26 protein-coding genes are annotated in these 24673 nt (G+C 72.1%); 11 read left to right on the top strand and 15 right to left on the bottom strand.

Annotated features, from left to right (window positions below; all coding sequences use genetic code 11):
• Nucleotides 1-30: 30 nt before the first annotated feature.
• Nucleotides 31-822, bottom strand: coding sequence for an enoyl-CoA hydratase-related protein (locus AB0M43_RS33400; protein WP_363730276.1), 792 nt, complete (start codon nucleotides 820-822; stop codon nucleotides 31-33).
• A complete protein-coding gene (locus AB0M43_RS33395; RefSeq protein ID WP_363730275.1) occupies nucleotides 819-1610 on the bottom strand; it encodes a PaaX family transcriptional regulator C-terminal domain-containing protein in 792 nt (263 codons plus the stop codon). Before AB0M43_RS33395 ends, AB0M43_RS33400 begins: the two co-directional genes overlap by 4 nt.
• Before the next feature lie 182 nt (nucleotides 1611-1792).
• Here AB0M43_RS33395 and AB0M43_RS33390 point away from each other — a divergent pair, with 182 nt between their 5' ends.
• Together AB0M43_RS33390 and AB0M43_RS33385 are read left to right on the top strand one after the other, a co-directional pair.
• A complete protein-coding gene (locus AB0M43_RS33390; RefSeq protein ID WP_197005545.1) occupies nucleotides 1793-1960 on the top strand; it encodes a DUF3117 domain-containing protein in 168 nt (55 codons plus the stop codon).
• Nucleotides 1961-2139: 179 nt separating this feature from the next.
• The gene (locus AB0M43_RS33385; RefSeq protein WP_363730273.1) at nucleotides 2140-3564 is read left to right on the top strand and encodes a leucyl aminopeptidase family protein; all 1425 of its coding nucleotides are present in this window, start codon (nucleotides 2140-2142) and stop codon (nucleotides 3562-3564) included.
• A 48-nt stretch (nucleotides 3565-3612) separates the two neighbouring features.
• Here the strand turns inward: AB0M43_RS33385 and AB0M43_RS33380 are convergent, their stop codons facing one another.
• Complete coding sequence (locus AB0M43_RS33380; RefSeq protein WP_363730593.1) at nucleotides 3613-4188, bottom strand: O-methyltransferase; 576 nt, start codon at nucleotides 4186-4188, stop codon at nucleotides 3613-3615.
• Between the two features lie 310 nt (nucleotides 4189-4498).
• Here AB0M43_RS33380 and AB0M43_RS33375 point away from each other — a divergent pair, with 310 nt between their 5' ends.
• A complete protein-coding gene (locus AB0M43_RS33375) occupies nucleotides 4499-5659 on the top strand; it encodes a trypsin-like peptidase domain-containing protein (RefSeq protein WP_363730272.1) in 1161 nt (386 codons plus the stop codon).
• A 102-nt stretch (nucleotides 5660-5761) separates the two neighbouring features.
• A complete protein-coding gene (locus AB0M43_RS33370) occupies nucleotides 5762-6163 on the top strand; it encodes a Sec-independent protein translocase subunit TatB (protein ID WP_363730270.1) in 402 nt (133 codons plus the stop codon).
• 102 nt (nucleotides 6164-6265) lie between these two features.
• On the opposite strand, the gene AB0M43_RS33365 is transcribed toward AB0M43_RS33370, so the two are convergent.
• The 7 genes from AB0M43_RS33365 to AB0M43_RS33335 all read right to left on the bottom strand — a co-directional run bounded on the left by AB0M43_RS33365 (nucleotide 6266) and on the right by AB0M43_RS33335 (nucleotide 12420).
• Entirely contained in the window at nucleotides 6266-7408 is a 1143-nt protein-coding gene (locus AB0M43_RS33365; RefSeq protein ID WP_363730268.1) for a P-loop NTPase, read from the bottom strand.
• Between the two features lie 161 nt (nucleotides 7409-7569).
• Nucleotides 7570-8511, bottom strand: a complete 942-nt coding sequence (locus AB0M43_RS33360) for a hypothetical protein (RefSeq protein ID WP_363730265.1) — start codon at nucleotides 8509-8511, stop codon at nucleotides 7570-7572.
• 52 nt (nucleotides 8512-8563) lie between these two features.
• Nucleotides 8564-9031: a DUF1003 domain-containing protein gene (locus AB0M43_RS33355; protein WP_363730263.1), complete on the bottom strand. Its 468-nt coding sequence runs from the start codon at nucleotides 9029-9031 to the stop codon at nucleotides 8564-8566.
• Nucleotides 9024-10262, bottom strand: a complete 1239-nt coding sequence (locus AB0M43_RS33350) for a CBS domain-containing protein (RefSeq protein ID WP_363730262.1) — start codon at nucleotides 10260-10262, stop codon at nucleotides 9024-9026. The genes AB0M43_RS33355 and AB0M43_RS33350 overlap by 8 nt, the downstream gene beginning before the upstream one ends.
• Nucleotides 10263-10271: 9 nt before the next feature.
• Complete coding sequence (locus AB0M43_RS33345) at nucleotides 10272-10781, bottom strand: hypothetical protein (protein ID WP_363730259.1); 510 nt, start codon at nucleotides 10779-10781, stop codon at nucleotides 10272-10274.
• A complete protein-coding gene (locus AB0M43_RS33340; RefSeq protein ID WP_363730256.1) occupies nucleotides 10778-11488 on the bottom strand; it encodes an HAD family hydrolase in 711 nt (236 codons plus the stop codon). The genes AB0M43_RS33345 and AB0M43_RS33340 overlap by 4 nt, the downstream gene beginning before the upstream one ends.
• Nucleotides 11489-11520: 32 nt before the next feature.
• A complete protein-coding gene (locus AB0M43_RS33335) occupies nucleotides 11521-12420 on the bottom strand; it encodes a DMT family transporter (protein ID WP_363730253.1) in 900 nt (299 codons plus the stop codon).
• A gap of 312 nt (nucleotides 12421-12732) precedes the next feature.
• Between AB0M43_RS33335 and AB0M43_RS33330 the strand changes: the two genes are divergently transcribed.
• Entirely contained in the window at nucleotides 12733-13689 is a 957-nt protein-coding gene (locus AB0M43_RS33330) for a CoA ester lyase (protein ID WP_363730251.1), read from the top strand.
• Nucleotides 13690-13753: 64 nt separating this feature from the next.
• On the opposite strand, the gene AB0M43_RS33325 is transcribed toward AB0M43_RS33330, so the two are convergent.
• Both AB0M43_RS33325 and AB0M43_RS33320 read right to left on the bottom strand, forming a co-directional pair.
• On the bottom strand, nucleotides 13754-14149 hold the full coding sequence (locus AB0M43_RS33325; protein ID WP_363730248.1) for a DUF4190 domain-containing protein: 396 nt from the start codon (nucleotides 14147-14149) through the stop codon (nucleotides 13754-13756).
• A gap of 27 nt (nucleotides 14150-14176) precedes the next feature.
• A complete protein-coding gene (locus AB0M43_RS33320; protein WP_363730245.1) occupies nucleotides 14177-14731 on the bottom strand; it encodes a DUF4190 domain-containing protein in 555 nt (184 codons plus the stop codon).
• A 111-nt stretch (nucleotides 14732-14842) separates the two neighbouring features.
• Between AB0M43_RS33320 and AB0M43_RS33315 the strand changes: the two genes are divergently transcribed.
• Entirely contained in the window at nucleotides 14843-15652 is an 810-nt protein-coding gene (locus AB0M43_RS33315; protein ID WP_363730243.1) for an SDR family NAD(P)-dependent oxidoreductase, read from the top strand.
• Nucleotides 15653-15856: 204 nt separating this feature from the next.
• Here the strand turns inward: AB0M43_RS33315 and AB0M43_RS33310 are convergent, their stop codons facing one another.
• Complete coding sequence (locus AB0M43_RS33310; protein WP_363730242.1) at nucleotides 15857-16324, bottom strand: DUF4190 domain-containing protein; 468 nt, start codon at nucleotides 16322-16324, stop codon at nucleotides 15857-15859.
• Between the two features lie 214 nt (nucleotides 16325-16538).
• Here AB0M43_RS33310 and AB0M43_RS33305 point away from each other — a divergent pair, with 214 nt between their 5' ends.
• Nucleotides 16539-17729 (top strand): acyl-CoA dehydrogenase family protein, encoded by a 1191-nt coding sequence (locus AB0M43_RS33305; protein ID WP_363730240.1) that lies wholly within the window; start codon nucleotides 16539-16541, stop codon nucleotides 17727-17729.
• 340 nt (nucleotides 17730-18069) lie between these two features.
• Here AB0M43_RS33305 and AB0M43_RS33300 read toward each other — a convergent pair whose 3' ends face one another.
• The gene (locus tag AB0M43_RS33300; protein ID WP_363730238.1) at nucleotides 18070-18753 is read right to left on the bottom strand and encodes a siderophore-interacting protein; all 684 of its coding nucleotides are present in this window, start codon (nucleotides 18751-18753) and stop codon (nucleotides 18070-18072) included.
• 66 nt (nucleotides 18754-18819) lie between these two features.
• Between AB0M43_RS33300 and AB0M43_RS33295 the strand changes: the two genes are divergently transcribed.
• The 4 genes from AB0M43_RS33295 (at nucleotide 18820) to AB0M43_RS33280 (ending at nucleotide 22648) form a co-directional block, all read left to right on the top strand.
• On the top strand, nucleotides 18820-19707 hold the full coding sequence (locus AB0M43_RS33295; RefSeq protein WP_363730236.1) for a LysR family transcriptional regulator: 888 nt from the start codon (nucleotides 18820-18822) through the stop codon (nucleotides 19705-19707).
• Between the two features lie 248 nt (nucleotides 19708-19955).
• Nucleotides 19956-20558, top strand: coding sequence for a class I SAM-dependent methyltransferase (locus AB0M43_RS33290; protein ID WP_363730234.1), 603 nt, complete (start codon nucleotides 19956-19958; stop codon nucleotides 20556-20558).
• Nucleotides 20559-20854: 296 nt separating this feature from the next.
• A complete protein-coding gene (locus AB0M43_RS33285) occupies nucleotides 20855-21940 on the top strand; it encodes a DUF5937 family protein (RefSeq protein WP_363730232.1) in 1086 nt (361 codons plus the stop codon).
• A 105-nt stretch (nucleotides 21941-22045) separates the two neighbouring features.
• Nucleotides 22046-22648, top strand: coding sequence for a flavin reductase family protein (locus tag AB0M43_RS33280; protein WP_363730230.1), 603 nt, complete (start codon nucleotides 22046-22048; stop codon nucleotides 22646-22648).
• Here the strand turns inward: AB0M43_RS33280 and AB0M43_RS33275 are convergent.
• The gene (locus tag AB0M43_RS33275) at nucleotides 22626-24668 is read right to left on the bottom strand and encodes an intein-containing Rv2578c family radical SAM protein (protein WP_363730227.1); all 2043 of its coding nucleotides are present in this window, start codon (nucleotides 24666-24668) and stop codon (nucleotides 22626-22628) included. The two genes, AB0M43_RS33280 and AB0M43_RS33275, sit on opposite strands and share 23 nt — an antisense overlap.
• Nucleotides 24669-24673: the final 5 nt, after the last annotated feature.

Below are 24673 nucleotides of genomic sequence, written 5' to 3'. Positions count from 1 at the left end.
GGCCCCGGTAAAGGTTCCCGGGCGCGGGGGCTACTTCCCCTGGTACACCGGCTTCTCCTTGGCCACGAACGCCAGGGTCGACGCCCGGTGGTCCTCGGTCCGCCCGCAGATCGACTGCGCCTCGGCCTCCACGGCGAGCGAGTCCGCCAGCACGCTGGCCTCGGAGATGGACAGCTGCCGCTTGATCGCGCCGTACGCGATCGTCGGCCCCTGCGCCAGCCGCAGCGCGAGCTCCCGGGCGGCGGGCAGCACGTCCGCGTCGTCGTCCACGAGCTTGGTCAGCAGGCCCAGGCGCAGCGCCTCGGCGGCGTCCACCGGCTCGGCGAGCATCAGCAGCTCGGTGGCCTTGGCGTGCCCGACCATCCGGGGCAGGATCCACGAGGAGCCCGAGTCGGCGGCGAGGCCGACCTTCGCGAACGCCATCAGCATGCTGGTCCGCGGCCCGCCGATCCGGAAGTCGGCCAGCAGGGCCAGGGACAGCCCGGCCCCGGCGGCGGAGCCGTTCACGGCGGCCACGACCGGCTTGGGCAGGCTGGCGAGCCGCTGGGCGATCGGGTTGTAGTGGTCGTGCACGGTCTGCAACGGGTTGGCGGTGCCGCTCTCCAGCGTGGCGAGGTGTTCGCGCAGGTCCTGGCCCGCGCAGAACGCCTTGCCGGCGCCCGTGAGCAGCACGGCGCGCACGGAACGGTCACCGGCCACGTCGTTGAGGACGAGGCGCAGCTTCTCCTTGAGGGCCACGTTCAGCGAGTTGTACGCCTCGGGCCGGTTGAGGGTCAGCGTCGCGACGCCGTCGGAATACTCGACGAGCAGCGGGTCGGTCATGAGAACTCCTGAAGGCACGTGTCCACGAATCGGTCGGCGGCCGGGCGCAGGCGTCCGGCGTGTCGGTCGAAGAACGTCGCCGCTGTCGTACCGGCCCACCGCTCGGGGAGCAGGGCCGGGGGCAGTTGCGGGTCCTGGAAGAGAAAAGTACGCCAGGCGTGCACGAGCCGGAACCGGGCCGCGTACGCCGCCTCGTCCGGGGCCTCCGGGCCGAGCCGCACGATGGGCTGCTGGGCGGACACGAACTCCGCGTACTTGCGCCCCAGGTCCTCCAGGTCCCACGCCCGCCGGACGAGGGCCGCCGCGCCGCCCGCGCCCGCGAAGTGCTCGGCGGTGAACCGTTCGTACCGGATCCCGGCGTCGGTGAGCAGCGCGTCGATCTCGGGCGCGGGGCGCGGGGACAGCCAGGTTCCGGGGTCCAGCGCGCCGTACCCGAGGAAGGCGAGGTCCGCCGCGAGCCGGCCGCGTTCGGCCCGGTCCAGCGGGAGTGTGACGATGATCAGGTCGAACCGGCCGTCCCAGCCGAGGCGCTCGGTCCGGTAGATCCGGGCGGCGGCCTCGTCCAAACGGCGGGACGCCTTGAGCGTGAGTCGGTAACCTGGCCCTTCGGGCAGTTTGACCGGTTGCAGCCAACCCTGGCGCACCATCCGGGATACTGCGGTCCGGACTGCGGGGGCGGCGATGCCGAGTGGCGCGAGGAGGCGCACGAGAGCGGCCACGGGGGCGGCGCCGCCGCGTGGCCGGAGGTGGTCTCCGTACAGATCGAAGAGCGCCGAGCGCGCCTGCATCCGCAGAGTGTGACAGTTGAGCGCCCGAAAATCCAAACTTCTGTCACATTTGCGCTGGGGCGGTTTGGGATCAGGGGCAGTTATCAGGGAAAATCATTGGTTGGCACGTGTGCCGGCACGCCCAGTGGGTACGGGGCCGGCTGCGTGTGCGGTACTAGGCGGCTTGATTGAGGGGAGACAGCATGGCGGCCATGAAGCCGCGGACCGGTGACGGTCCGCTGGAGGTCACCAAGGAAGGGCGCGGCATCGTGATGCGCGTTCCGCTGGAGGGTGGCGGTCGGCTTGTCGTGGAGATGACTCCGGACGAGGCAAAGGCGCTCGGGGAGGCACTGCGGGACGTGGTGGGGTAGACCCCATCTCTGGCTGATCGGCCCCGAGCCCGCCTCACGCACATGTGGCGAGCCGGGGCCGCCGCGCCTGGGGCCCACCGGTTCCCGGCGTGCGGCGGGCCGGGAGTACCACCCAAGGACCGATCCCTGTGCCTTGTCGGTCCTGCCTGACACGTTGAACCGAAGTTGATGGAGGCCCTGTGCAGCTCGACATCCGTCTCTCCGCCGCTCGCGGCGCGCCGGGAGCGCTCGCGCTGCCGGTGTACTCGTCCGGGGAACGGGAGTTCGACGACGAACTGACCGCTTTCCTCGCCGACGCCGAGCACCAGGGCGGGCCGGGGGAGATCTCGAGCCTGCCCAGGCCGCTCCGGAAGCCCCACAAGGTGTTCCTGGTCGGGGTCGGCGACGGTGGCCCGGCGGGTTGGCGGGCGTTTGGTGCCGCTGTGACCAGGTCGGCGTCGCGGGAGACCTCCGTCACGGTCGAACTGCCGGCTGACCTCGACGGGGACCGGCTGCGGGCCCTCGTCGAGGGGCTGAAGCTGGCCTCCTACCGGTTCCGGGAGGTGCCCCTCGCGGCGGACAAGGCGCCCAAGCTGCGCAAGGTGCACCTCGTGGGCCCGACCGACGAGGCGGCCGTCACCGCCGGGCTGGTCACCGCCGACGTGACGACCCTGGCCCGGGACTGGGTGAACAAGAACAGCGCGGACAAGAGCCCGGCCTGGCTCGCCGGCCGGATCCAGAAGGCCGCGGCGAAGGTCCCGGGTGTCGGGGTCCGGATCCGGGAGCCCAGGGAGCTGGCCGACGAGGGCTTCGGCGGCATCCTGGCCGTCGGCGGCGGCTCGTCGCGCGGCCCCCGACTGGTAGAACTCACATACACCCCCAAAAACCCCACCAAGCATGTGGTACTGGTGGGCAAGGGCATCACCTTCGACACCGGCGGCATCTCGATCAAGCCGGCCGCGGCCATGCTCTTGATGCGCAAGGACATGGGCGGCGCGGCGGCCGTCGTGGGCGCCCTGCTCGGCGCGGCCCAGCTCAAGCTCCCCGTCAAGGTGACGGTCCTGGCGCCCCTGGCCGAGAACGCCGTCAGCGGCGGCGCGTTCCGGCCCGGTGACGTCGTCCGGCACTACGGCGGGGCCACCTCCGAGATCCTGAACACCGACGCCGAGGGCCGGGTCGTGCTCGCCGACGCCCTCGCGTACGCGGTGCGCAAGCTCAGGCCCGACGTCCTCGTGGACCTGGCCACCCTGACCGGGGCCCAGAACGTGGCCCTGGGCAAGCGCACCGCCGCCCTGTACGCCGACAGCGACGACCTCGCCGAGGCGCTGACCGTCGCCGGCGCGGAGGCCGGCGAGCGGATGTGGCGGCTGCCGCTGCCCGGGGACTATGTGGAGGAACTCGTCAGCGACGTCGCGGACTGGGTGAACTCCACAGAGGTCGGTGGCGGCTCGGTGATGGCGGCGCTGTACCTGCGGGAGTTCACCGGGGCGCTGCGGCCCCGGTGGGCACACCTGGACATGTCCTCGGTGGCGTGGTCGGACGGGATCGACAAGGACCTGTCCAAGGGCGCGACGGGCTGGGGCGTCCGTACCCTGCTGAGGTGGCTCGAGGCCGAAGCGGTCTGAATCCGACGTGTGAGGCCCTCCGGGAGTTCCCGGAGGGCCTTGTTCGTACTACAGGGCCTTGACGGCCACCAGCAGCCCGTCGCCCACCGGCAGCAACGCGGAGATCCACTCGTTGGACTCCCGCAGCCACTTCACCGTCTCGCGCACCGCGACCGTCTCGACGTCCCGGGCCGCCGGATCCAGCACCCGGCCGCCCCACAGCGCGTTGTCCAGGGCCAGCACGCCGCCGGGCCGCAGCAGCCGGGCCGCCTCGTCCGCGTACTGCGGGTACTCGCTCTTCTCGCCGTCCACGAACACCAGGTCGTACGCCGCGTCGGCCAGCCGGGGCAGCACGTCCAGCGCCCGGCCGGTGATCAGCCGGGTCCGGCCGGACGCGAAACCGGCCTCCAGGAAGGCCTGGCGCGCGTACCGCTGGTGCTCGGCCTCAGCGTCCATCGTGGTGAGCACGCCGTCGGGGCGCATCCCGCGCAGCAGCCACACGCCGCTCACGCCGGTCCCGGTGCCGATCTCGACGACCGCCTTCGCGTGCGCGGCGGCGGCCAGTGCCCGCAGGGCGGCCCCGCCACCGGGCAGGATGGGGGTGAGGCCCAGTTCCGTGCCCCTCGCCCGGGCGGCGGCCAACACGGCATCCTCGACAACGTACGACTCCGCGAACTCGCGCGCCTCGCGAGCGAGCACGGTCCTGTCGATGGCACACCTCCTGTTGGTCGGACCCAGCCTAGATGGTTCGCGGTAACCAGCGGCCCTGGACTGGACTCCACGTGCGATGCTGGAAAGGAACGCGTTGAGGGGAGGAGCTGGGGTGCCGCACCTTTCCGGAACTGCGCCGCAGAATACACCGAATGGCACCGAATCGCCCCGTGTGTACGGCCCGGAATCACCCTGGTGGTCCGACGGGCAGCACGACCCGTGGCGCAGTGCCGGTACGTCCGCGGTGTTGATCGCGCATCCGCCCGCCACGGCGCCGGCCCTGGAGCCGCCCGCCCCCGCCCGCCCGGGCACCGCGCGGGCCGGCCTCGGCCTGATCCTGACGGTGGCCCTGGTCTCGGCCCTGCTCGCCGGTGCCCTCGGCGGCACCCTGGGCTACGTGTTCGCGGCCCGCAACGGGGTCGGCGGTGGCGGGACCCTGGTCGGCCAGTCGGACGGCAAGCCCGCCCCGGTGACGAACCGGGCGCCGGAGTCCCTGGCCGGGGCCGTGAAGAAGGTGCTGCCCAGCCTCGTGACGGTGCACGCGCAGGACTCCCGCGCGCTGAGTACGGGCTCGGGCTTCATCGTCTCCCCGGACGGGTACATCGTCACCAACCAGCACGTGGTGTCCGAGACCCCGCGGGGCAGGTTCTCCGTGCAGCTCGACAGCGGCGAGGAGGTGTCGGCCACCCTGGTCGGCACCGACGGCGTCTCCGACATCGCCGTGCTCAAGATCGACCGGACCGGGTTGACCCCGATCACGTTCGGCGACTCCGACAAGCTCGCGGCCGGCGACCCGGTCCTGGCCCTGGGCACCCCGCTCGGCCAGGAACGCTCGGTCACCTTCGGCATCATCAGCGCGCTGAACCGGGCCCGCCCCGCCCCCGCCAACGACGTCAACGGCGTCTCCGCCTTCTTCGCGGCCATCCAGACCGACGCCGCGATCAACCACGGCAACTCCGGCGGCCCGCTCGTGGACGCCGCCGGCCGGGTGATCGGCGTCAACCAGCAGATCATCACCGGCGGCAAGGACGACAAGGCGGCCAGCTCCGGCAACATCGGCATCGGGTTCGCCGTCCCGATCAACCAGGCCCGCCGGGTCGCCACCGAGATCATGTCCACGGGGGCCGCCAGGAGGACCGTGATCGGCGCGTCGATCGATCCGGCCTACCAGGGGGCCACCGGGGGCGCGAAGCTCCTGGCGGCCACGGAGGGCGGCCCTGCGGCCCGTGCGGGGCTCAAGGCCGGCGACGTGCTGACCGTGTTCGCCGGCCGGCTCGTCCAGGACGGTCCCGACCTGATCGCCCAGATCGCCAAGGCCGGACCGGGCGCGGTCGTCGCGATCGAGTTCCAGCGCGACGGCGCGAAGCGGACCGCACAGCTCACCCTCGCCGCCGACAGCAAATAGTCACCTTCCGGTGGCTGGCGCGGTCGCGCCGGAGGCGGGTAGCGTGGCTGCTGGCACGCACCCGTGGCGTGGCCGCTGGCGCGCACAGGGAAGGGAGCGGCGGTGTTCGAGAATCTCGGCTGGATGGAGATCGTCGTCCTGATCCTCGTCGGCCTGTTCATCTACGGCCCGGAGAAGCTCCCGAAGGCGATCAGCGACGGCCTCAAGTTCGTGCGCAACGTCCGCGCGATGGCCAGCAACGCGACGTCCGATCTGAGCAAGGAGATCGGCACGGACATCAAGCTCGAGGACCTGAACCCGAAGACGTTCATCCGCAAGCACGTGCTCAGCGACGAGGACCAGTCGCTGTTCCGCAACCACGCCGAGGACCTGCGCCGCGAGCTGAACGACGCGCTGAAGGACCCGCGCAAGGACGTCCGGATGGACGAGTACGTGCCGGTGATCGCGGAGAGCAAGCCGTCGTCGGAGCCCCGGGTCCGCAAGTTCGACCTCGACGCCACGTAGGTGGGCGGGCCCGCAGCGGGCCAGGGCGTCAGATCAAGAGCAGACACAACGTCAGACGGGTACTCCGGTCGGAGTACCCGTCTGACGTCGTGTGTCCGTGGATCAGCGGGACGAGGGGGACAGGCCCAGGGGCTTGCCGACCAGGCTCTCGCGCCGGACCGCCAGCTTGTCGGCCACCTTGCGCAGGGCCGCGCCGGCCGGGGAGTCCGGGTTCAGCGTGACCGGCAGGCCCACGTCCCCGCCCTCGCGGACCAGGGTGTCGATCGGGATCTGGCCGAGGACCGGCACGGGCGCGCCGATGATCTGGGTCAGGGCGTCGGAGACCTGCTGGCCGCCGCCGGAGCCGAACAGCTCCATCCGGCTGCCGTCCGGCAGGTCCAGCCACGACATGTTCTCGATGACGCCCACGATCCGCTGGTGGGTCTGCAGGGCGATCGCCCCGGCCCGCTCCGCCACCTCGGCGGCGGCGGCCTGCGGGGTGGTCACGACGACGATCTCCGCGTTGGGCAGCAGCTGCGCGACGGAGATCGCGATGTCGCCGGTGCCCGGGGGCAGGTCGAGGAGCAGGACGTCCAGGTCGCCCCAGTAGACGTCGGCGAGGAACTGCTGGAGCGCGCGGTGCAGCATCGGGCCGCGCCAGACGACGGCCGCGTTGCCCTGGGTGAACATGCCGATCGAGATGACCTTCACGCCGTGCGCCTGCGGCGGCATGATCATGTCCTCGACCTGGGTGGGCCGGGCGTCCGTGCCGAGCATCCGGGGCACCGAGTGGCCGTAGATGTCCGCGTCGACGATGCCGACCGCGAGACCCTTGGCGGCCAGCGCGGCGGCCAGGTTGACCGTGACGCTGGACTTGCCGACGCCGCCCTTGCCGGACGCGATGGCGTAGACCCGGGTGCGGGAGTTCGGCTGGGCGAACGGGATGACCGGTTCGGCCGTCGCGCCGCCGCGCAGCGAGGACTGGAGGTCCTTGCGCTGGGTGTCCGTCATGACCCCGAACTCGACCTTGACGCCCGTCACGCCGGACACGGCGGACACGGCGGCGGTGACGTCGGAGGTGAGCTTGTCCTTGAGCGGACAGCCCGCGATCGTCAGGTCGACGCCCACGGTGACCAGGCCGTCCGCGCCCACGATGACCTCGCGGACCATGCCGAGGTCGGTGATCGGCCGCCGGATCTCCGGGTCGTTGACGGTGGCGAGGGCGGCGCGGATCGCGTCTTCGAGCGCAATTGCTGGGGCAGACATGATTCTCATGCTACGTCGCTTCCCGGGCCCCCTCCCGGGGCCTCCGGACACCCGACGCCGGACGTGACCAACACCACCGGATCAGCTCCGGACGACCTGGCGGGTCAGCCGTCGCCCCGGCCGCCGGCCGACCCGCGCGCGTCTGGGCCCGCGACGTGGTCCTACGGTGTCCGGGCTGTGCCGCCGCTCGGTGTCGGCGTCGGGGACGGCGATGACGGGCTCGGGGACGCCGACGGGCTCGGCGACGGCGGCGACGGCGAACCGGTCGACGGCGTCGGGCTGGGCGACTCCGAGGGCGCCGGGGACTCCCGTTCGTGCGGGGACTCCGACGGCGTCGGGGACGGCGCGGCGGGCGGATCCTGCCGGGCACCCCCGCCGAACAGCGTCGACCCCCGGTGCTGGTCCTTGTTGAACAGGCTGGACATCGACTCGCCGAGCACGAACCGTTCGACCACCTCGATCGTGCCCAGGGCCAGCAGGAACGTGGCCACGATCGCGATCGTGACGCTCACCCAGGTGGGCAGGGCCGGCTTCTTCGGGGGCGCGGGGGCGTAGAGGGTGCCGGTGGGGACCCGGGCCATGCCGACCGCCGCCGGCCGGATCACCCGGGTCTCGGGGCCGTCGGAGGGCCGGGTCGACGGGGCCGCGCCGGAGCCGGACAGCCGAGCGACGCCGTTCAGGGGGGCGGTGGAGCCGGCTGAGCTGTCGGGAGCCGCGCTGGAGCCGCCCGGGGTAGCGCCGGAGCCGCCCGGGGTAGCGCCGGAGCCGGCTGAGCCGCCCGGGGTCGCGCCGGCCGTGGTCGCCGGGTCCGCCGGGTCGCGCTGTTCCGTGTGCGGGCCGTCGTCGTCCGTCGGGAAGCTCTCCGGGTGCTGCTCCGCCAACTCGGTCACGGCGAGCCCGCTGACCTCTTTGAGCTTGTCCTTCGCCCTCGTCAGCGAGTGGGTGTAGATCGAGCTTCCGATGCCGGCCACCACGCTGGCCACGGCCGCCCCGGTGAGGGTGCCGCCGATCCCGAGCTTCGACAGGGCGAACGCGGCGGAGACCGCCGCGAGGGTACCGGCGGCAACCTGGACGAGATTCAGTTCCAGTTTGGGAGACGCCATCGGACAACCGTGCCCTGGAGTACCCGGAAAATGGGGTTGATTGTGAACAAGCTTACTTACGTTGCTCTTCCAGCAGCTTCGCCAGCTCCGAGCGGATGAAGTCGCGGGTGGCCACCTCGCCGAGGGCGATCCGGAGCGAGGCGATCTCCCGGGCCAGGTACTCCGTGTCGGCCTTCTGCGCCGTGGCCCGCCGCCGGTCCTCGTCCAGGGACAGCTTGTCCCGGTCGGCCTGCCGGTTCTGGGCGAGCAGGATCAGCGGCGCGGCATACGAGGCCTGGGTGGAGAAGAACAGGTTGAGCAGGATGAACGGGTACGGGTCCCAGTGCAGTCCCCAGATCCCGACCACGTTGAGCAGGATCCACACGATCACGAAGACCGTCATGTAGAGGATGAACCGGGCCGTCCCCATGAACCGCGCGAACGTCTCGGCGAACTTCCCGAACACGTCCGCGTCGAGCCGGGGGAGCCGCATGCCCCGTTCGGCCGGCTGGTCGAGCCGGCGGCCGCGCGCCTCAGTCATGCCCGCGGTCCCGCCAGTCGCGCGGCAGCAGGTGGTCGAGCAGGTCGTCGACGGTCACCGCGCCGACGAGGCGGCCCGCGTCGTCCACCACCGGCATCGCCACCAGGTTGTACGTCGCCATCCGCCGGGTGATCTCCGGGGTCGTGATGTCCGGGGACAGCGGGTCGATGTCGTTGTCGACGATCCCGCCCACCAGCTCGGCCGGCGGTTCGCGGAGCAGGGACTGGAAGTGCGCGACCCCGAGGTACTTCCCCGTCGGGGTCTGCATCGGCGACCGGCACACGAACACCTGGGCGGCGACGGCCGGCGGCAGTTGGGGCTCGCGGATCCGGGCCAGCGCCTCGGCGACCGTGGCGTCGGGGGTGAGCACGATCGGTTCGCTGGTCATCAGCGACCCGGCGGTCCCCGGCAGGTACTCCAGCAGCTGGCGGACCGGGTGCGCCTCGTCCGGCTCCATCAGGCTGAGCAGCTCCGCCCGGTCGGACCGGGGCAGCTCGTGCAGCAGGTCGGCCGCGTCGTCGGGGTCCATCTCCTCCAGGACGTCGGCGGCGCGCTCCTTGTCCAGGGCGGTGAGGATCTCCACCTGGTCGTGTTCGGGCAGCTCCTGGAGCACGTCGGCGAGCCGCTCGTCGTTGAACGCCTCCGCGACCGCGAACCGGCGCTTGCCGTCGAGGTCCTGGAGGACGTTGGCCACGTCGGCGGCGCGCATGCCGTCCATCGTGGCCAGCAGCGAGGCGGTGCCCTGCTCCTCGGGGACGCCGACCAGGTTCGGGACGTCGGTCCAGTTCAGCTGCTGGAGGTGCCCCCGGCGGGTCAGCCGGCCGGTGTGCTCGCGGACCGCGACCTTCGACAGCATCCAGTCGCCGGCCCGTTCGCGTTCCATCGCGATGTCCACCACGGTGCCGTGCTTGCCGTCGGGCAGGTCCACCCGCCGGTCGAGCAGCTCCTCGAGGACCAGCAGCTCGCCGGGGCGCTTGCCGAACCGGCGCAGGCTGATCGTGCCCGTGGACAGCGCGACCGCGTCGGCGTCCATCGCGATCACCCGGCCCATCGGGATGAAGATCCGCCGCACGGCCGGGATCTCCGCGATGATGCCGATCACCCGGCAGGGCTGGCCGTCGGTGCGGGCGCGCGCCAGCACGTCCCGGACCCGACCGACCTGGTCGCCGTTGGGGTCGAAGACAGCGATGCCGGCGAGCCGGGCGACATATACCCGAGTCGCCGTGGTCACGGCCCCAGCCTAGCGGGGGCGTTTGACCCGGTGCAGCCTGAACGGACTCTTCGTCCTGCGTGCGGCGGGGGTGGCCGGGGCCTCGGCGGCGCCCGACCCGTCGGTCAGCGCGACCAGCGCGCCGGTGGGCGCCAACTTGTGCACCACGCACGTCGATGCCCACCGGGCGACGGTGTCCTCGGCGGCCGACAGGTTCAGCCGTTTCGCGGCGAGCTGCGGGGCCACGGCGTCCCACTCCTCGGTACCGGGCGTCACCGCGGACACGTCGGCGGTCCAGTCCACGATCCGGCCGCCGTGGTCCCCGCGCAGCGTCACGGTCGCGGTGGCCGCCCCGGACAGCCCCGGCGCGGCCTGCTCGTCGGGGCCGCTGACCACGAACAACGCGCCGTCGATCCACAGGCACCAGACCGCCCCGCCCGGGGTGAGCCAGGCGATGGCGGCCTTCTTGGCGGCCTCCTCGATCAGCGGATCGAGTCGGGGGGCGGCGTCAGCCGGGGCGCCGGTCTGCGGGTCGGTCATGCCCCACAGTGTGCCAGCACCTCCGACAGGCTGGCGATCGTCGGGCCCCGCCAGTCGGGCTCCGCGTTGTACGTCAGGTGCCCGGCGCTGTCCGGGGCCAGCAGCCGGATCGGGTGCAGGCCGGCGCGCAGGGCACCGGTGAGCTCGTTGCTGCCGCCGTCGCCGACGTACAGGCACTCGTCGGGGAGCACGTCGAGGGCCTTGTAGGCGGCGGCGTACATCGCCGGGTCGGGCTTGCAGTAGCCGGTCTCGAAGGAGAAGACGGTCGCCTGCACGTACGGCGCGACCGCCAGGGTGGACCACAGCAGGGGCAGTTCGTTCGTACAGTCGCTGACCAGGCCGACCCGGATGTCCCGGGACCGCAGCGCCGCCAGGGTGGCCACCGCGTCCGCCCGGAGCCGGGCGTCGTGCCGCAGCACCTCCAGCCGGGCGGTGCACACGTCGCGGACCCGCTGCTCGGAGAGGGTGACCCCGAGCCGGGCGCACAGCATCCTGATCGTGGCCGGCAGGTCGCCCCACGCCCCGGTCGCCCGGGAGTAGAACGTCTCGCTCAGGGCGTCGCCGAGTGCGACGGACGTGACCCCGAGCAGGTCGGCGACCCGCTCGTGCGCGGCGCCACGGGCGACGGCGTGGGTGAGGGTTCCGAAGAAGTCGAAGAGGACGGCACGGACGGGACCGGACGCGGGGGCGCCAAGATCGAGGGTCATGGCGAAAGGGTAGCGATCGGATGAACGCAGCGTTATCCCCTGGACGACCGCCGTGCGGTCAGTCTGGGGCTGAGTACGACCACGGCCACGCCGGTGACCAGCAGCGCGAGGCCCGGCAGGGAGCTGGCGGCCGGCACCTGGTCCAGAATCAGCCAGCCGAGCAGCGCCGCCCCCGGAACCTCGAGCAGGATCAACACCGACAGGACGTGCGCGGGTACCCGCCGCAGCGAGAAGTTGAACAGGGAGTGCCCGAGCAGCTGCGGCCCGATGGTGAGGGCGACGAGCAGCAACCAGGCCCCCGACGGGTACCCGATGAGCGGCACGTCCCACAGCACGCACACCGCGAGCAGCACGAACGCGCACACCCCGTAGCACAGCCAGGTGTAGGTCGTCGTGGTCACGTCCGCGCGCACCTTCTCGCCGAAGCTCACGTACACCGCCGCGAACAGGCCGCCGAGCAGCGCCAACCCGTCCCCCAGCAGCGCCTCGGGGCTGCCGTTGAGGTCCGCGCCCGTGGCCACCACCGCGCCGGCGAACGCCAGCCAGATGCCCAGCCACATCGTCCGGCCCAGCTTCTCGCCCCGGAAGAACGCGAACACGCCCGTCCAGATCGGCTGGGTGGTGGCCAGGGCGGTGGCCGTCGCGACGCTGGTCAGGGTCGCGCTGGGTACCCAGGTGCCGAAGTGCGCGGCCAGCGCCACCCCGGCCAGCACGCACAGCGCGATCTGCCGCCGGGTCAGCGCGCCCAGCTCCTCCCGCCGCCGGACCGCGACCACCGGACTGAGCGCCCCGACCGCCATCGCGTTCCGCCAGAAGGCGATGGCCAGCGCCGGGGCCGCCGTCGCCGCGATCATCGGGCCGGAGGCCGACACGGCGACGATGCCGACGGCGAGCGCGGCGTAGGTGGGCCAGTGGGCGCGGGGGGTGGTCACGGGCCGATGCTAGGTGCTGGGCCGGCGGGCATCCCGGGCCGGGCGGCCCCGGTCCCGACCGGCGGCATTCCGGGCGCTGTGCGGTGTCCCCGGGGCTCGGAGCCGGCGGGCGGCGATCCGGCGCGCGGGGCCTCGTACCCGTCGAAGTGGGGTTTTCTGTCACTGCGGCGATACGCGGTGTGCTATATCCCACAGGGTTGTTCTGCCCGGTCCCGCGCTGAAGTTACGCTCCCGACTACCTACGGGTAACTCCGCGCTCGACGCCCCGGCAGAGCGCCGACCCGCCCGCGCGACAACCAGGGAGATCGAACAATGGGTGCACACGGACGTCCCCGCCGGTCCTGCCTCGCCGTGCCCGGCTCGAGCGTGAAGATGCTCGGCAAGGCCCAGGGACTGCCCGCCGACCAGGTGTTCCTCGACCTGGAGGACTCGGTCGCACCGCTGGCGAAGGCCGACGCGCGGAAGAACATCGTCGCGGCGCTCACCGAGGGCGACTGGGCGGGCAAGACCCGGGTCGTCCGGGTCAACGACCTGACCACCCAGTGGACGTACCGGGACGTGATCGACATCGTCGAGGGCGCCGGTACCCACCTCGACGCGATCATGCTCCCGAAGGTGCAGACCGTCGCGCACGTCCAGTGGCTGGACCTGCTGCTCACCCAGGTCGAGAAGACCCTCGGCCTGCCGGTCGGCGGGATCGGGATCGAGGCCCAGATCGAGAACGCGCGCGGCCTGGTCAACGTCGACGACATCGCGGGCGCCTCGCCCCGGGTCGAGACGATCATCTTCGGCCCGGCCGACTTCATGGCCTCGATCAACATGAAGTCCCTGGTCGTGGGCGAGCAGCCGCCCGGCTACGACGTCGGCGACGCCTACCACTACATCCTGTCCCGGCTCCTGATGGCCGCCCGCGCGCACGACCTGCAGGTCATCGACGGGCCGTACCTGCAGATCCGCGACGTGGACGGCTTCCGCCGGGTCGCCGGCCGGTCCGCCGCGCTCGGCTACGACGGCAAGTGGGTGCTGCACCCCGGCCAGATCGACGCCGCCAACGAGCTGTTCTCGCCCGACCAGGGCGACTACGACCACGCCGAACTGATCCTCGACGCGTACGACTACTACACGTCCGAGGCCGGCGGTCGGGTCGGCGCGGTCATGCTCGGCGACGAGATGATCGACGAGGCTTCCCGGAAGATGGCGCTGGTGATCGCGGGCAAGGGGCGCGCGGCGGGGATGACCCGCACGACGAGCTTCACGCCCCCGGCGTAACGGCTGGCGGCCGGGCCACGGTGCCCGGCCCGACGAGGGGTGCCCCCGACCAGGGGGCACCCGCTCAGTAGTCGTACGTGTTCGTGTTCGCCTCGTTGATCGCCCAGACGACGAACACGACATAGAACCCGACCACCAGCACGCCGATCGCGGTGCCGATCCAGCCGATGATGATGCCGGCGAGCGCCATGCCGTCGCCCTCCTCGCCCCGCTCCTTGATCTGCTTGCGGGAGATGTGGCCGAGGATCGCGCCGACGAAGCCGAAGAGGCCCGTGCACAGCACCAGCGCGACGATCGACGTGACCATCGAGGCGATGGCCATTCCGTTGGTCGGCCGGCTGCCCACGTACTGCGGGGCGTACGCGTACTGCGGCGGGTACGGCGCGCCGGTGACCGGCTGGTTCGGGTCCCAGTGCTGGTTCGGGTCCCACTGGTTCGGGTCCTGCGGGGGGTAGCTCATGTTCCCCATTGTGCTGGTGCCCGCAAGTTATCTGTTGGTGGTCAGTTCGCGATACCAGTCATTGCCGGGCAGCAGCAGCGCTACCGCAATCATCACGAAGAACAGCGCGAATGCGATCCAACCACAGATAATTCCGGCGAGCGCCTTGCCCGCGCCGCCCTCGCCGCGCTCGCGGATCTGCTTGCGCGCCACGTGGCCGAGGATCGCGCCGACGGCGCCGGCCAGACCAGCCACCGAGCAGCACAGCACCAGGGCGAGCCCGGCGATCGACGTGATCATCGAGGCCAGGGCCAGGCCGTTCTGCTTCGGCGGGCCGTACTGCTGCTGGCCGTACGGGTTGTACGGGCCCCCGGTGACCGGCGGCGCGCTGTAAGGCTGGTTGTACACCGGGTAACCGTTCGGGTCGTACCCGGCCGGCGGCTGCTGCGGCTGCTGGTACCCGTACGGATCCGGGTACGGCGTCGGGACCTGGAAGTTCAGCGGGTCCGGCTGCTGCTGGTACTGCGGGTCCTGCTGCGGATACTGGGGGTTCTGCGGCGTGCCCTGCTGGTAGGGGTCATTCTGGGGGTGCGGATAGGTCATGGCACCCATGGTGGTACCTCAGCCCGGCATCCGCAGCCCCGGGGGCGTGGCGAAGGCGACTCGCCCGAGGGGTGGTTGCCGGCAAACGTGTCTAAGGGGCAGGATCACGGCATGGCAGCACAGCCCGCGGTACTCGCCGCCCCAGCACCCACAATGGCCCCCACTGACCGACTCGACGGCAAGGTAGCCCTGGTGACGGGTGCCGGCAGCCCGGACGGCATCGGGTTCGCCACCGCCCTGCGGTTGCGCGCGCTCGGCGCGGAGGTCGCCATCGTGTCGACCACCAAGCGCATCCACGAACGCAGCAAGGAGATCGACGCGCTCGGATTCGTCGTCGACCTGACCGACGACGCGGAGGTCGCCGGTCTCGCCGACGCCGTGATCGAGCAGCTCGGCGAGGTCGACATCATCGTCAACAACGCCGGCCTGGCCAGCAAGAGCAGCCCCGAGGTGTTCCGCCCCGTCTCGCAGCTCAGCTACGAGGAGTGGAAGGCCGAGATCGACCGGAACCTGAGTACGGCGTTCCTGGTCAGCCGGGCCTTCGTCGGTGGCATGACCGAGCGCGGCTGGGGGCGGATCGTCAACGTGGCCGCCACCGCCGGGTACCTGAACGCGATGCCCGCCGAGGCGGCGTACGCGGCCGCGAAGGCCGGCGTCATCGGCCTGACCCGCGCGCTGGCCATGGAGGTCGTCGCCGACGGCATCACGGTCAACGCGGTGGCCCCGGGCACGATCCGCACCGGCTCGTCCACGGTCGCGGAGCTGCGGCACGGCCTGGACACCCCGATGGCCCGGCCGGGGCTGCCGGAGGAGGTGGCGGCGGCGATCACGTTCTTCTGCACGCCGGCCGCGTCGTACGTGACCGGACAGGTGCTGGTGGTCGACGGCGGCAACAGCGTCCGGGAGTCGAACTACCGCTAGGCGGGAAGCTGTCCGGACCCGGCCACTCAGGCCGGGCCCGGATGGCCCAGGCCCCGGATGGCCCAGGCCTCAGACGGCCCAGCGGCCCATGCCCGGCCCCGGGTGGCCCAGCTCGAACCAGGGCGGCCCAGCCCGGCCCCGGGTGTCGGCTATACGACGACGGCGCGGGCCCCGTGTGGGGTCCGCGCCGTGGTGTCGGGAGGTCTAGTAGTTGCTGGAGTCGGCCATGGCCCCGAAGAAGCCGATGCCGAAGATGCCGCAGCAGTACAGCACGAAGAAGCCGGTGAAGATGTAGCCGATCACCAGGCCGGCCGTCGCCAGGCCGTCGCCGTCCTCGCCGGTCTCCTTGATCTGCTTCTTGGCCATGTGGCCGAGCACGATCGCGACCGGGGCGAACACGAAGGCGAACACGAGGGCCAGGATCGCCATGGTGTTGGTGCCCCGGGGCTGGACGTACCCGTAGGGCTGCTGGGCGAACGGCTGCTGGTAGCCCGGCTGACCGTAGGGCTGCTGCTGCGCGTACGGGTCGTACGGGGCGCCGGTGCTCGGGGGCGCGCTGTACGGCTGCTCGTACTGCGGGTAGCCGCTCTGGTCATACCCGCTCGGCTGGCCGTAGCCCGGCTGGGGCGGCTGCTGACCCTGGGGGTTATATGGATCTTGCGGGTACGTCATTGACTTTCCTCCCTCTACCCGCCAGACGGTACCTGTACCGCGCCACCCGCGCATAGCCTGAGGGCAGTGGGTCGCGGGCGAGGGTCGGGAACGCGACGTGAGCCCGGGCCCCGAGTACGGGGAGCAGGTGGCCAGGGTCACAATGGCGGCACGTCCCGCTCGCCTGAACGATCGTTCATACTCACCAGTAATATTGGATTGGCCTGGAGGTGCCATGCCCCGCCTCGCGCAGACCCGCGACCTCACCGAAGTGCAGCGCGACATCCTGTCGACTGTCCGGGAGTTCGTCGACAAAGAGGTCATCCCGCACGCTCAGACGCTGGAGCACGGCGACATCTACCCCGAGAAGATCGTCGCCGGGATGCAGGAGCTGGGCCTGTTCGGTCTCACGATCTCCGAGGAGTACGGCGGGCTCGGCGAGTCCCTGCTGACCTACGCCCTCGTGGTCGAGGAGCTGTCCCGGGGCTGGATGAGCGTCTCCGGCATCGTGAACACGCACTTCATCGTCGCGTACCTGCTCCAGCAGCACGGCACCCCCGAGCAGAAGGCCCGGCTGCTGCCCCGGATGGCCACCGGCGAGGCGCGCGGCGCGTTCTCCATGTCCGAGCCCGGTTGTGGCTCCGACGTGGCCGCGATCCGCTCCAAGGCGGTACCCGTCGAAGGGGGTTGGCAGCTCGACGGCCAGAAGATGTGGCTGACCAACGGCGGCTACTCCTCGATCGTCGCCACCCTGGTCCGCACCGAGCTGGGCGCCGACACGCCCTACGGCAACATGTCGACCTTCCTCCTGGAGAAGGAGCCCGGCTTCGGCGAGACCGCCCCCGGCCTCACCATCCCGGGCAAGATCGAGAAGATGGGCTACAAGGGCGTCGAGACGACCGAGATGCTCCTCGACGGCCACGTGGTGCCCGAGACCGCGCTGCTCGGCGGCGAGACCGGCAAGGGCTTCTACCAGATGATGGACGGCGTCGAGGTCGGCCGGGTCAACGTCGCCGCCCGGGCCTGCGGCATCTCGATCCGCGCCTTCGAGCTCGGCATCGCCTACGCCCAGCAGCGCCAGACGTTCGGCCAGCCGCTGTACAAGCACCAGGCCATCGCGTTCAAGCTCGCCGAGATGGGCACCAAGATCGAGGCGGCGCACGCCCTGATGGTCAACGCCGCGCGGCTCAAGGACGCCGGCCAGCGCAACGACGTCGAGGCCGGCATGGCGAAACTGCTCGCGTCGGAGTACTGCGCCGAGATCGTCACCGAGTCCTTCCGGATCCACGGCGGCTACGGCTACGCCAAGGAGTACGAGATCGAGCGCCTGATGCGCGAGGCCCCGTTCCTGCTGATCGGCGAGGGCACCTCGGAGATCCAGAAGACGATCATCTCCCGGGGCCTGCTGCGCGACTACCGCGCCTAGACACCCGATCGCGGCCCGGGGCACCCGACCCGGGCCGCGAAACCCCGCAGATCAACCCCATTTTCTGGTTACGAGTGGGGGACCGACCCGGTTCCCGGAGGCACTGCCCGGCACCTGCCACCCCGGCCCCGGAACCACCTCGGCCCCGCTCCTCGGCGCCACCCGGGCCGCTCTCGGCGTCACCCGGCCCCGCCCTTGGGCGTCGCTCCGGGAGCCCGGGCCGATGGCCCTCCCCGCCTCGGGCGCTTGCTCTCCCGGCCCGGGTCGGCAGCCCTCCGCGCCCAAGGGCGTCAGCCTCCCCGGTGTCGGCCGGTGAGTCGGGGGCCGTCGCGCGGTCCTGTCAGTCCATCCCCTTCTTGCCGGGTGTCCAGAACGGTTTCGTGACCACTGCCCGCCGTGCCCAGCCGCGCTCGCGCACCAGATGGCTCCGCACCGCCTGCACGGTCCGCGCCTCGCCCGCGACGTACGCCACCCCCGGGCCGGGCGGCAGGTCCAGTGCCGCGACGGCCGCCACCAGCCCCGCCGAGGACGCCGCCGGCCGGCCCTCCCGGTAGGACCAGGTGATCGACGAGCCCAGCGGCAGCGCGTCCTCCGGGCGGTCCACCTCGATGGCCCCGAACGCGGCGGCGTCCGCCGGCAGGGCGCGCAGCATCGGGCCGAACGCCACCGAGGCGGTCTCGTCGCCGACGAACAGGTGGAAGGGTGCGGGGCGCAGTACCAGGTCACCCTGGGGTTTCGTGAACCGCACGAGCTGGCCGGGCGCCGCCGACCGCGCCCACGCGGCACCCGGGCCCTCGCCGTGGTCGAGCGCGCACAGGTCGACCATGCTGTCGGCGAGGTCCCAGACCGAGTAGGTGCGCAGGGTCAGGCCGGACGTGGCCACGTTCACCCGGACCTGCTGGCCGGGTTTCCACGGCACGCCGAACATCCGGGGCACCCGCAGCCGGATCCGCCGGAACCGCCGGCCCACGGTCCGCACGGACTCGACGGTCCCGCTCATCAGGAACAGGTCGAGAAGACTCATGCCGCCACGCTAGGCCGCCCCACGGTTTCCACCTAGTGCAATCTAGGCAATGTACTGTTATCCACAGTGGAATCCGTCGACATGAACCTGCTCGTGGCCCTCGACGCCCTGCTCGCCGAGGGCAGCGTCACCGGCGCCGCCGCCCGCCTGCACACCTCCCCGCCCGCGATGAGCCGCACCCTCGGCCGGCTCCGCCGCGTCTTCGGCGACCCGCTGCTCGTCCGCGCCGGACGGGGCCTGGTGCCCACCGTCCGCGCCCTCGAACTGCGCGACGAGGCCCGCGACGTGATCGGCCGGGCCCAGGCGCTGCTCAACCGGGGCGCGCCGGACCTGGCCGCCCTCACCCGGTCGTTCGCCGTGCAGGCCGGCGACGGACTGCTGCCCGGCCTCGGCCCCGCCCTGCTCGCGGCGGCCCGGCGGGACGCGCCCGGGGTCACGTTCCGGTTCCTGCCCGAGACCCTGGAGGGCACCTCGGCGCTCCGGGACGGCCGGGTCGACCTGGAGGTCGGGGTCATCGAGCACACCGACCCCGAGACCCGGGTGGAACAGCTCGTCACCAGCGAACTCATGGCCATCGTCCGTCCCGGCCACCCGTTGACGGCCGGCACCCTGACCCCGGCCCGGTACGCCGCCGCCGAGCACGTCAACGTCTCCCGCCGGGGCCGCGCGACCGGACCCGTCGACGCGGTGCTCGCCGGTCTCGGGCTCACCCGGACCGTGGCCGCCGTGGTACCGAGCTTCACGGCCGCGCTGCTGATGCTCCGCGACACCGACCTGGTCGGCCTCGGCCCGACCGGGCTCGCCCGGAACCTGCTCGCCGGCCTCGGGTTGACCTCGGTGCCCCTGCCGCTGGAGCTGCCGCCGTTCACCCTGGGGATGGCGTGGCATCCGAGGCACGACGCGGACGGCGCGCACCACTGGCTCCGCGACCAGCTCCGCGCGCACCTCACCTGACGCGCCCAGTCCCCACCGCCGGGCCAGCCCCCAACCACGTGCCCAGTCCCCACCCGCCGGCCTCACCCGCGCCCGACGGCCCCGCCCGCGCCTTACGGGTCCGCTCGTGCCCGACGGCCCCGCCCGCGCCTAACGGGTCCGCTCGCGCCCGACGGTTTCGCGCCCGCCCGCCCGGCCCCGCCAGCGCCCGCCCGCCCCGGACCTGCACGCCTTGTCTCCGGCGCGCGACGCGCGGTAGTAATGGGCGCATGTCTCATGGTGGAACTGCCGCATACAGTGGACTCGCCGACCTGCCAGTCCTGGTCCGTTCGGCCGTCGAGGCGGCGGAGAAGGCCGACTTCCCGCTGTCCTGCGTCCCCGAACACGGCGAACTCCTCCGGGTGCTCGCCCGGGGCGTCGGCCCCGGACTGATCGGCGAGACCGGCACCGGCTGCGGCGTGGGCCTCGCCTGGCTGGCCAGCGCCGCGCACCCGGACGCCCGCCTCGTCAGCGTCGAACGCGACCCGGCCCGCGCCGCCGTCGCGACGGACCTGTTCGCCGACCGGCCCGGCGTCGAGGTCGTCGAGGGCGACTGGCACCTCCTGGAGGAGCACGGCCCGTTCGACCTGCTCGTTCTCGACGGCGGCGGCCAGGGCAAGAAGGACGAGCCGCCGATCGACCCGGCGAAGTGGCTCCGACCGGGCGGGCTGCTCGTGATCGACGACTTCACCCCGTCCACGGGCTGGCCGCCCACCTTCCTGGGCGAGGTCGACGGGCCCCGGGTGCACTGGCTGACCCATCCGCTGCTGCGCGCGGCCGAGGTGCGGGTGACCCCGGACCTGGCCACCATCGTCGCCACCTACCCGGGCTGACCGCCCGGCCCGACCACTCGCCGGGGTGACCCCACTACCCGGGCTGACCACCCGGCCCGACCACTCGCCGGGGGTGACCCCACCACCCGGGTTGACCGGGCCGGGTCGCCCTGGCCGCGGGCTGATCCACCCCACCGGGCTGACCGACTACCCAGGTCACCCCGCCCGCCGGAGCGAACCACCCACCCGGGCCGCCCCACCCACCGATCGCGGTGCCGTCCCGACGCCTCGGCGGATCGGCACGCCCCCGCGGCGGTGGTAGGTTTCGCGTCTGCGGTCGGGCGGGGGAGGACGGGATGATCACCTTTCACCTGCCCGGCGCGGCCGTCGAGCGCCTGGCGTTCGCGTACTCGCCGGTGCTCGAAGCGGTTCTGAGCCTGCACGTGCTGATCGAGCCCAAGCACCACCCGCTCCAGCACGACTGGGTCCGGCGGATGCGCCGGCTGCCCCCCGCGCTCCGGCGGGAGATCGCCGCGTTCGGGTTCGCCTACCGGACCTACTTCCCGGCGTTCCTGTTCCCGCCTGCCACGGGCACGTTCGCCACCTTCGCCGACGAGCTGACCCGCCCGCTCGTCCACCCGCCGCAGGTCCTCAGTTTCGAGTTCACCGAGACCTTCACCGCGACCCGGGGCGAGCTGTCCCGGGTCGAGGATCCGGCGGCCCGCGACCGGATCCTGGGCGAGGCGGCCCGTCGGGAGCCGAAGAGCCTGAGCCTCGTCCGGCTGGCGCTGGAGGACCCGGCGGCCGTGCTCGACCGGTTCCTGGCGATGCTGGCCGACTACTGGGACGCGGCGTTCCGCACGGAGTGGCCCCGGGTGGAGGACCTCCTGGCGGCCAGCGTCGCCGAGGCGGGGGCCAGCCTCGCCGGGCACGGGCTCTACGGGTTCCTGCGGAGCCTGTGGCCGGAGATCCGGACCGACGCGGCGAGTGAGCGCTTCTGGCTGGACCGGCGCCACGAGCACGACGTCGTGATCGGCCCGGACGAGCAGTTCGTCCTGGTCCCGAGCGTGTACGTGTGGCCGCACGTCCGGGTCAACTGTGACCGGCCGTGGGCGCCCACGCTCGTCTTCCCCGTCGCGCACCTGGCGCGGACGGCGCACCCGCCGCTGCCGCCCACCGACCTGCCCCGGGTGTTGCGCGCCCTGGCCGACGAGACCCGGCTGCGGGCGCTCCGGCTGATCGCGGAACGTCCCCGGAGTACCCAGGAGCTGGCTCCTCTGGTGGGGCTCAGCGAGGCCGCGCTGTCCAAGCATCTGCGGCTCCTGGCGGAGGCGGGCGTGCTGACCACCCGGCGGGCCGGCTACTACGTGCTCTACAGCCTGGCGCCCGGGCGGATCACGGTCGTGATGGAGAGCATCCGGGGTTATCTCGGACAGGGCTGACCCCGGTCCGGGGAACTGAAGTCAGATGTTCCGAATAAGTTGATCACCGCCGCCGGCCGTGGGTAGCTTCGCTGCTGAATCGCGCTAGGAAGGTGGCGGACCAAGGTGACACATCTCGTCGTCGAACCACGGAGTTTCTTCTTCGGCACCCCGGTCGTCCTCATCAGCACGCTGAACGAGGACGGCTCGGCGAATCTGGCGCCGATGTCCTCGGCCTGGTGGATGCGCTGGTCGTGCATGCTCGGCCTGAGCGCCAAGGGCAAGACTGTCCAGAACCTGCGCCGCGAGCGGCAGTGCGTGCTCAACCTCCCCTCGTGGGACCTCGGCGGAGCCGTCGACCGGCTGCAGGACACCACGGGGCTGAACCCGGTCCCGGAGGACAAGGCGGCGCGCGGTTACCGGTACGAGCCGGACAAGTTCGGTGCCGCCCAGCTGACGCCCGTGGCCTCGGAGCTGGTCGGGCCGCCCCGGGTGGCCGAGTGCCCGGTCCAGTTGGAGGCCGTGATCGAGGCGGTGCACCCGTTCGGGAGGGCGGACGAGCAGCTGGTCGGCATCGAGGCCCGGATCGTGCGCGCGCACATCGAGGAGTCCATTCTGGTGCCGGGCCAGCACCAGTACGTCGACGGTGACACGTGGAGCCCGCTCATCTTCAGCTTCGGCGAGTTCTACGGCCTCAGCTCGGCCCCTACAGCAACGTCAGCTGCGTAGCGTTCTCCGGCGTGACCACCAGTTCCGCGATCCGCGCCTGGGAGGGTGACGCCGGCGTACTCCGCGCGCCGCCGGCCCCCGGTTCCCCGATCCCGTGCCGCCGGCCGGCCGCGCGCACCCGGGCGGTCAGCTCCCGCTGGTACCCCTTCGGCAGGTAGGCGCCGGTGCCGTAGAGCCGTTCGTACACCTGGACCAGGTGCGGGTGCTCCCGGGCCAGCCAGGCCATGTACCACTCGCGGGCGCCGGGGCGCAGGTGCAGCCCGAGCGGCGTGACGCTCACGGCCCCGGCGGCGGCGATCGCGGCGACGGTGTGCTCGATCTCCTCGGCGGTGTCGGTGAGGCCGGGCAGCACGGGGGCCATTAGGACGCTCACGGCCAGCCCGGCGTCGGTGAGCCGGCGGACCACGTCGAGCCGCCGGTTGGGGCTGGGCGCGCCGGGTTCGACGGCCCGCCACAGGGCGGTGTCGGTGAACCCGACGGAGACGGCGATCCCGACCGTGGTCACCTCGGCGGCGGCCCGGAGCAGGTCGAGGTCGCGGAGGATCAGGGTGCCCTTGGTGAGGATGGAGAATGGGTTCCGGAAGTCGGTGAGGGCGGAGATGATGCCGGGCATCAGCGCGTAGCGGCCCTCGGCGCGCTGGTAGCAGTCGACGTTGGTGCCCATGGCGATGTGCGCGCCGCGCCACTTCGGGGCGGCCAGTTCGCGGCGGAGGAGTGCGGGGGAGTTCACCTTGACGACGACCTGGGAGTCGAAGTCGGTGCCGGCGTCCAGATCGAGGTACGTGTGGGTGTTGCGGGCGAAGCAGTTGTGGCTGACCACCCCGTCGGCGATGAAGTCCCCGGTACCGGTGGTGATGTCGAACATCGGCAGCTGCACGCCCAGGTCCTCGATGGCGGTGATGCCGAGCGGCGCGTTGCTCTTCAGCGCGGTGTTCGTGATCGTCCACTTGGCGGTGATGGCCGGGTCGACGGTGTGGAAGAACCGCAGGTGTTCGCGCAGGCCGCCGAGCAGCCGGAAGCACGCGAAGCCCCGGTCCTCGATGACGTAGTCGAAGTCGAGGGCGGTGAGGGCGGCCTCCAGCGCGTCGACGATGTCCTTGTCGGCGCTGGGGATCCGCAGGATGCCGCGCGAGTAGCTGCCGGCGGAGTCGAACATGCCGGCGAGCAGGCCCTTGCACCAGTCGTCGGAGGGCGAACCGGGCCAGGACACCAGCCGGCCGATGGCCTCGACGGACTCGCGCTGCGAGGTGCGCAGCGTCGGCGGGCGGCCGGGCCGGCTGGAGCCGGTGAGCCGTTCGGTGGCGACGTCGAAGTGGGCCAGGTACGCCCGGGTGCGGTCGAGCGCCTCGACCTCGGCGACGGTGAGCCGGAACCGGTACGGCGAGCGGGGGAAGCTGCTCAGGCCCTCGTCGCCCCGGATGATGCCGGAGAGATAGCCGAGCTGGTACTCGTCGGTCTCCTCGGGCGGGGTGGCGAACCGCCCCGTACCCATCAGCTTGTTGCTGGTGGTCAGGTAGGGGCGCTTGCCGAAGCCGCGCTCGGCGCCCGTGACGTGCTTCCAGCCGCGCTCGGTGAGGAACCGGTGGTCGCCGCTGGCCACGAGGGAGGTGCCGTCGGCGAGGGTGATCCGGTACGCCGGCTTGACGGTGGACCAGTGGTCGAGGACGGTCGTCGTCACATACCGGCGGTAGTTGCCCTGGCGTTCCGTGCCGTAGATCTCGTCGCCGACCTGGACCTCGGCCAGCGGGCGGGTGCGGCCGTCGGCCATCAGGATCGGGGTGTCGCCGGTCAGGCAGTAGACGCAGGCGTGCGAGCAGCCACGGTAGGGGTTCACCGTCCACTGGAACATCGCGCCGTCCCCACTGACCTTGTTGATGATCGATTTCGCGTTGATCTCGTAGAAGGTCATGCCCGCGAAGCCGGGGGTGTCGAAGGTCCGCACCGTGGCGTCGGGGAGGCGCAGGGGCAGCTCGCCGTCGGTGGCGGTCGGCTCGGTGGCTTGCATGTGACTCCAGCGCATGCTCA

The sequence above is a fragment of the Longispora sp. NPDC051575 genome, assembly GCF_040681875.1.
Lineage (GTDB): Bacteria > Actinomycetota > Actinomycetes > Mycobacteriales > Micromonosporaceae > Longispora.
The sequence above is the reverse complement of the archived record's forward strand: the minus strand, read 5'-3'. Positions and strand labels throughout refer to the sequence as shown.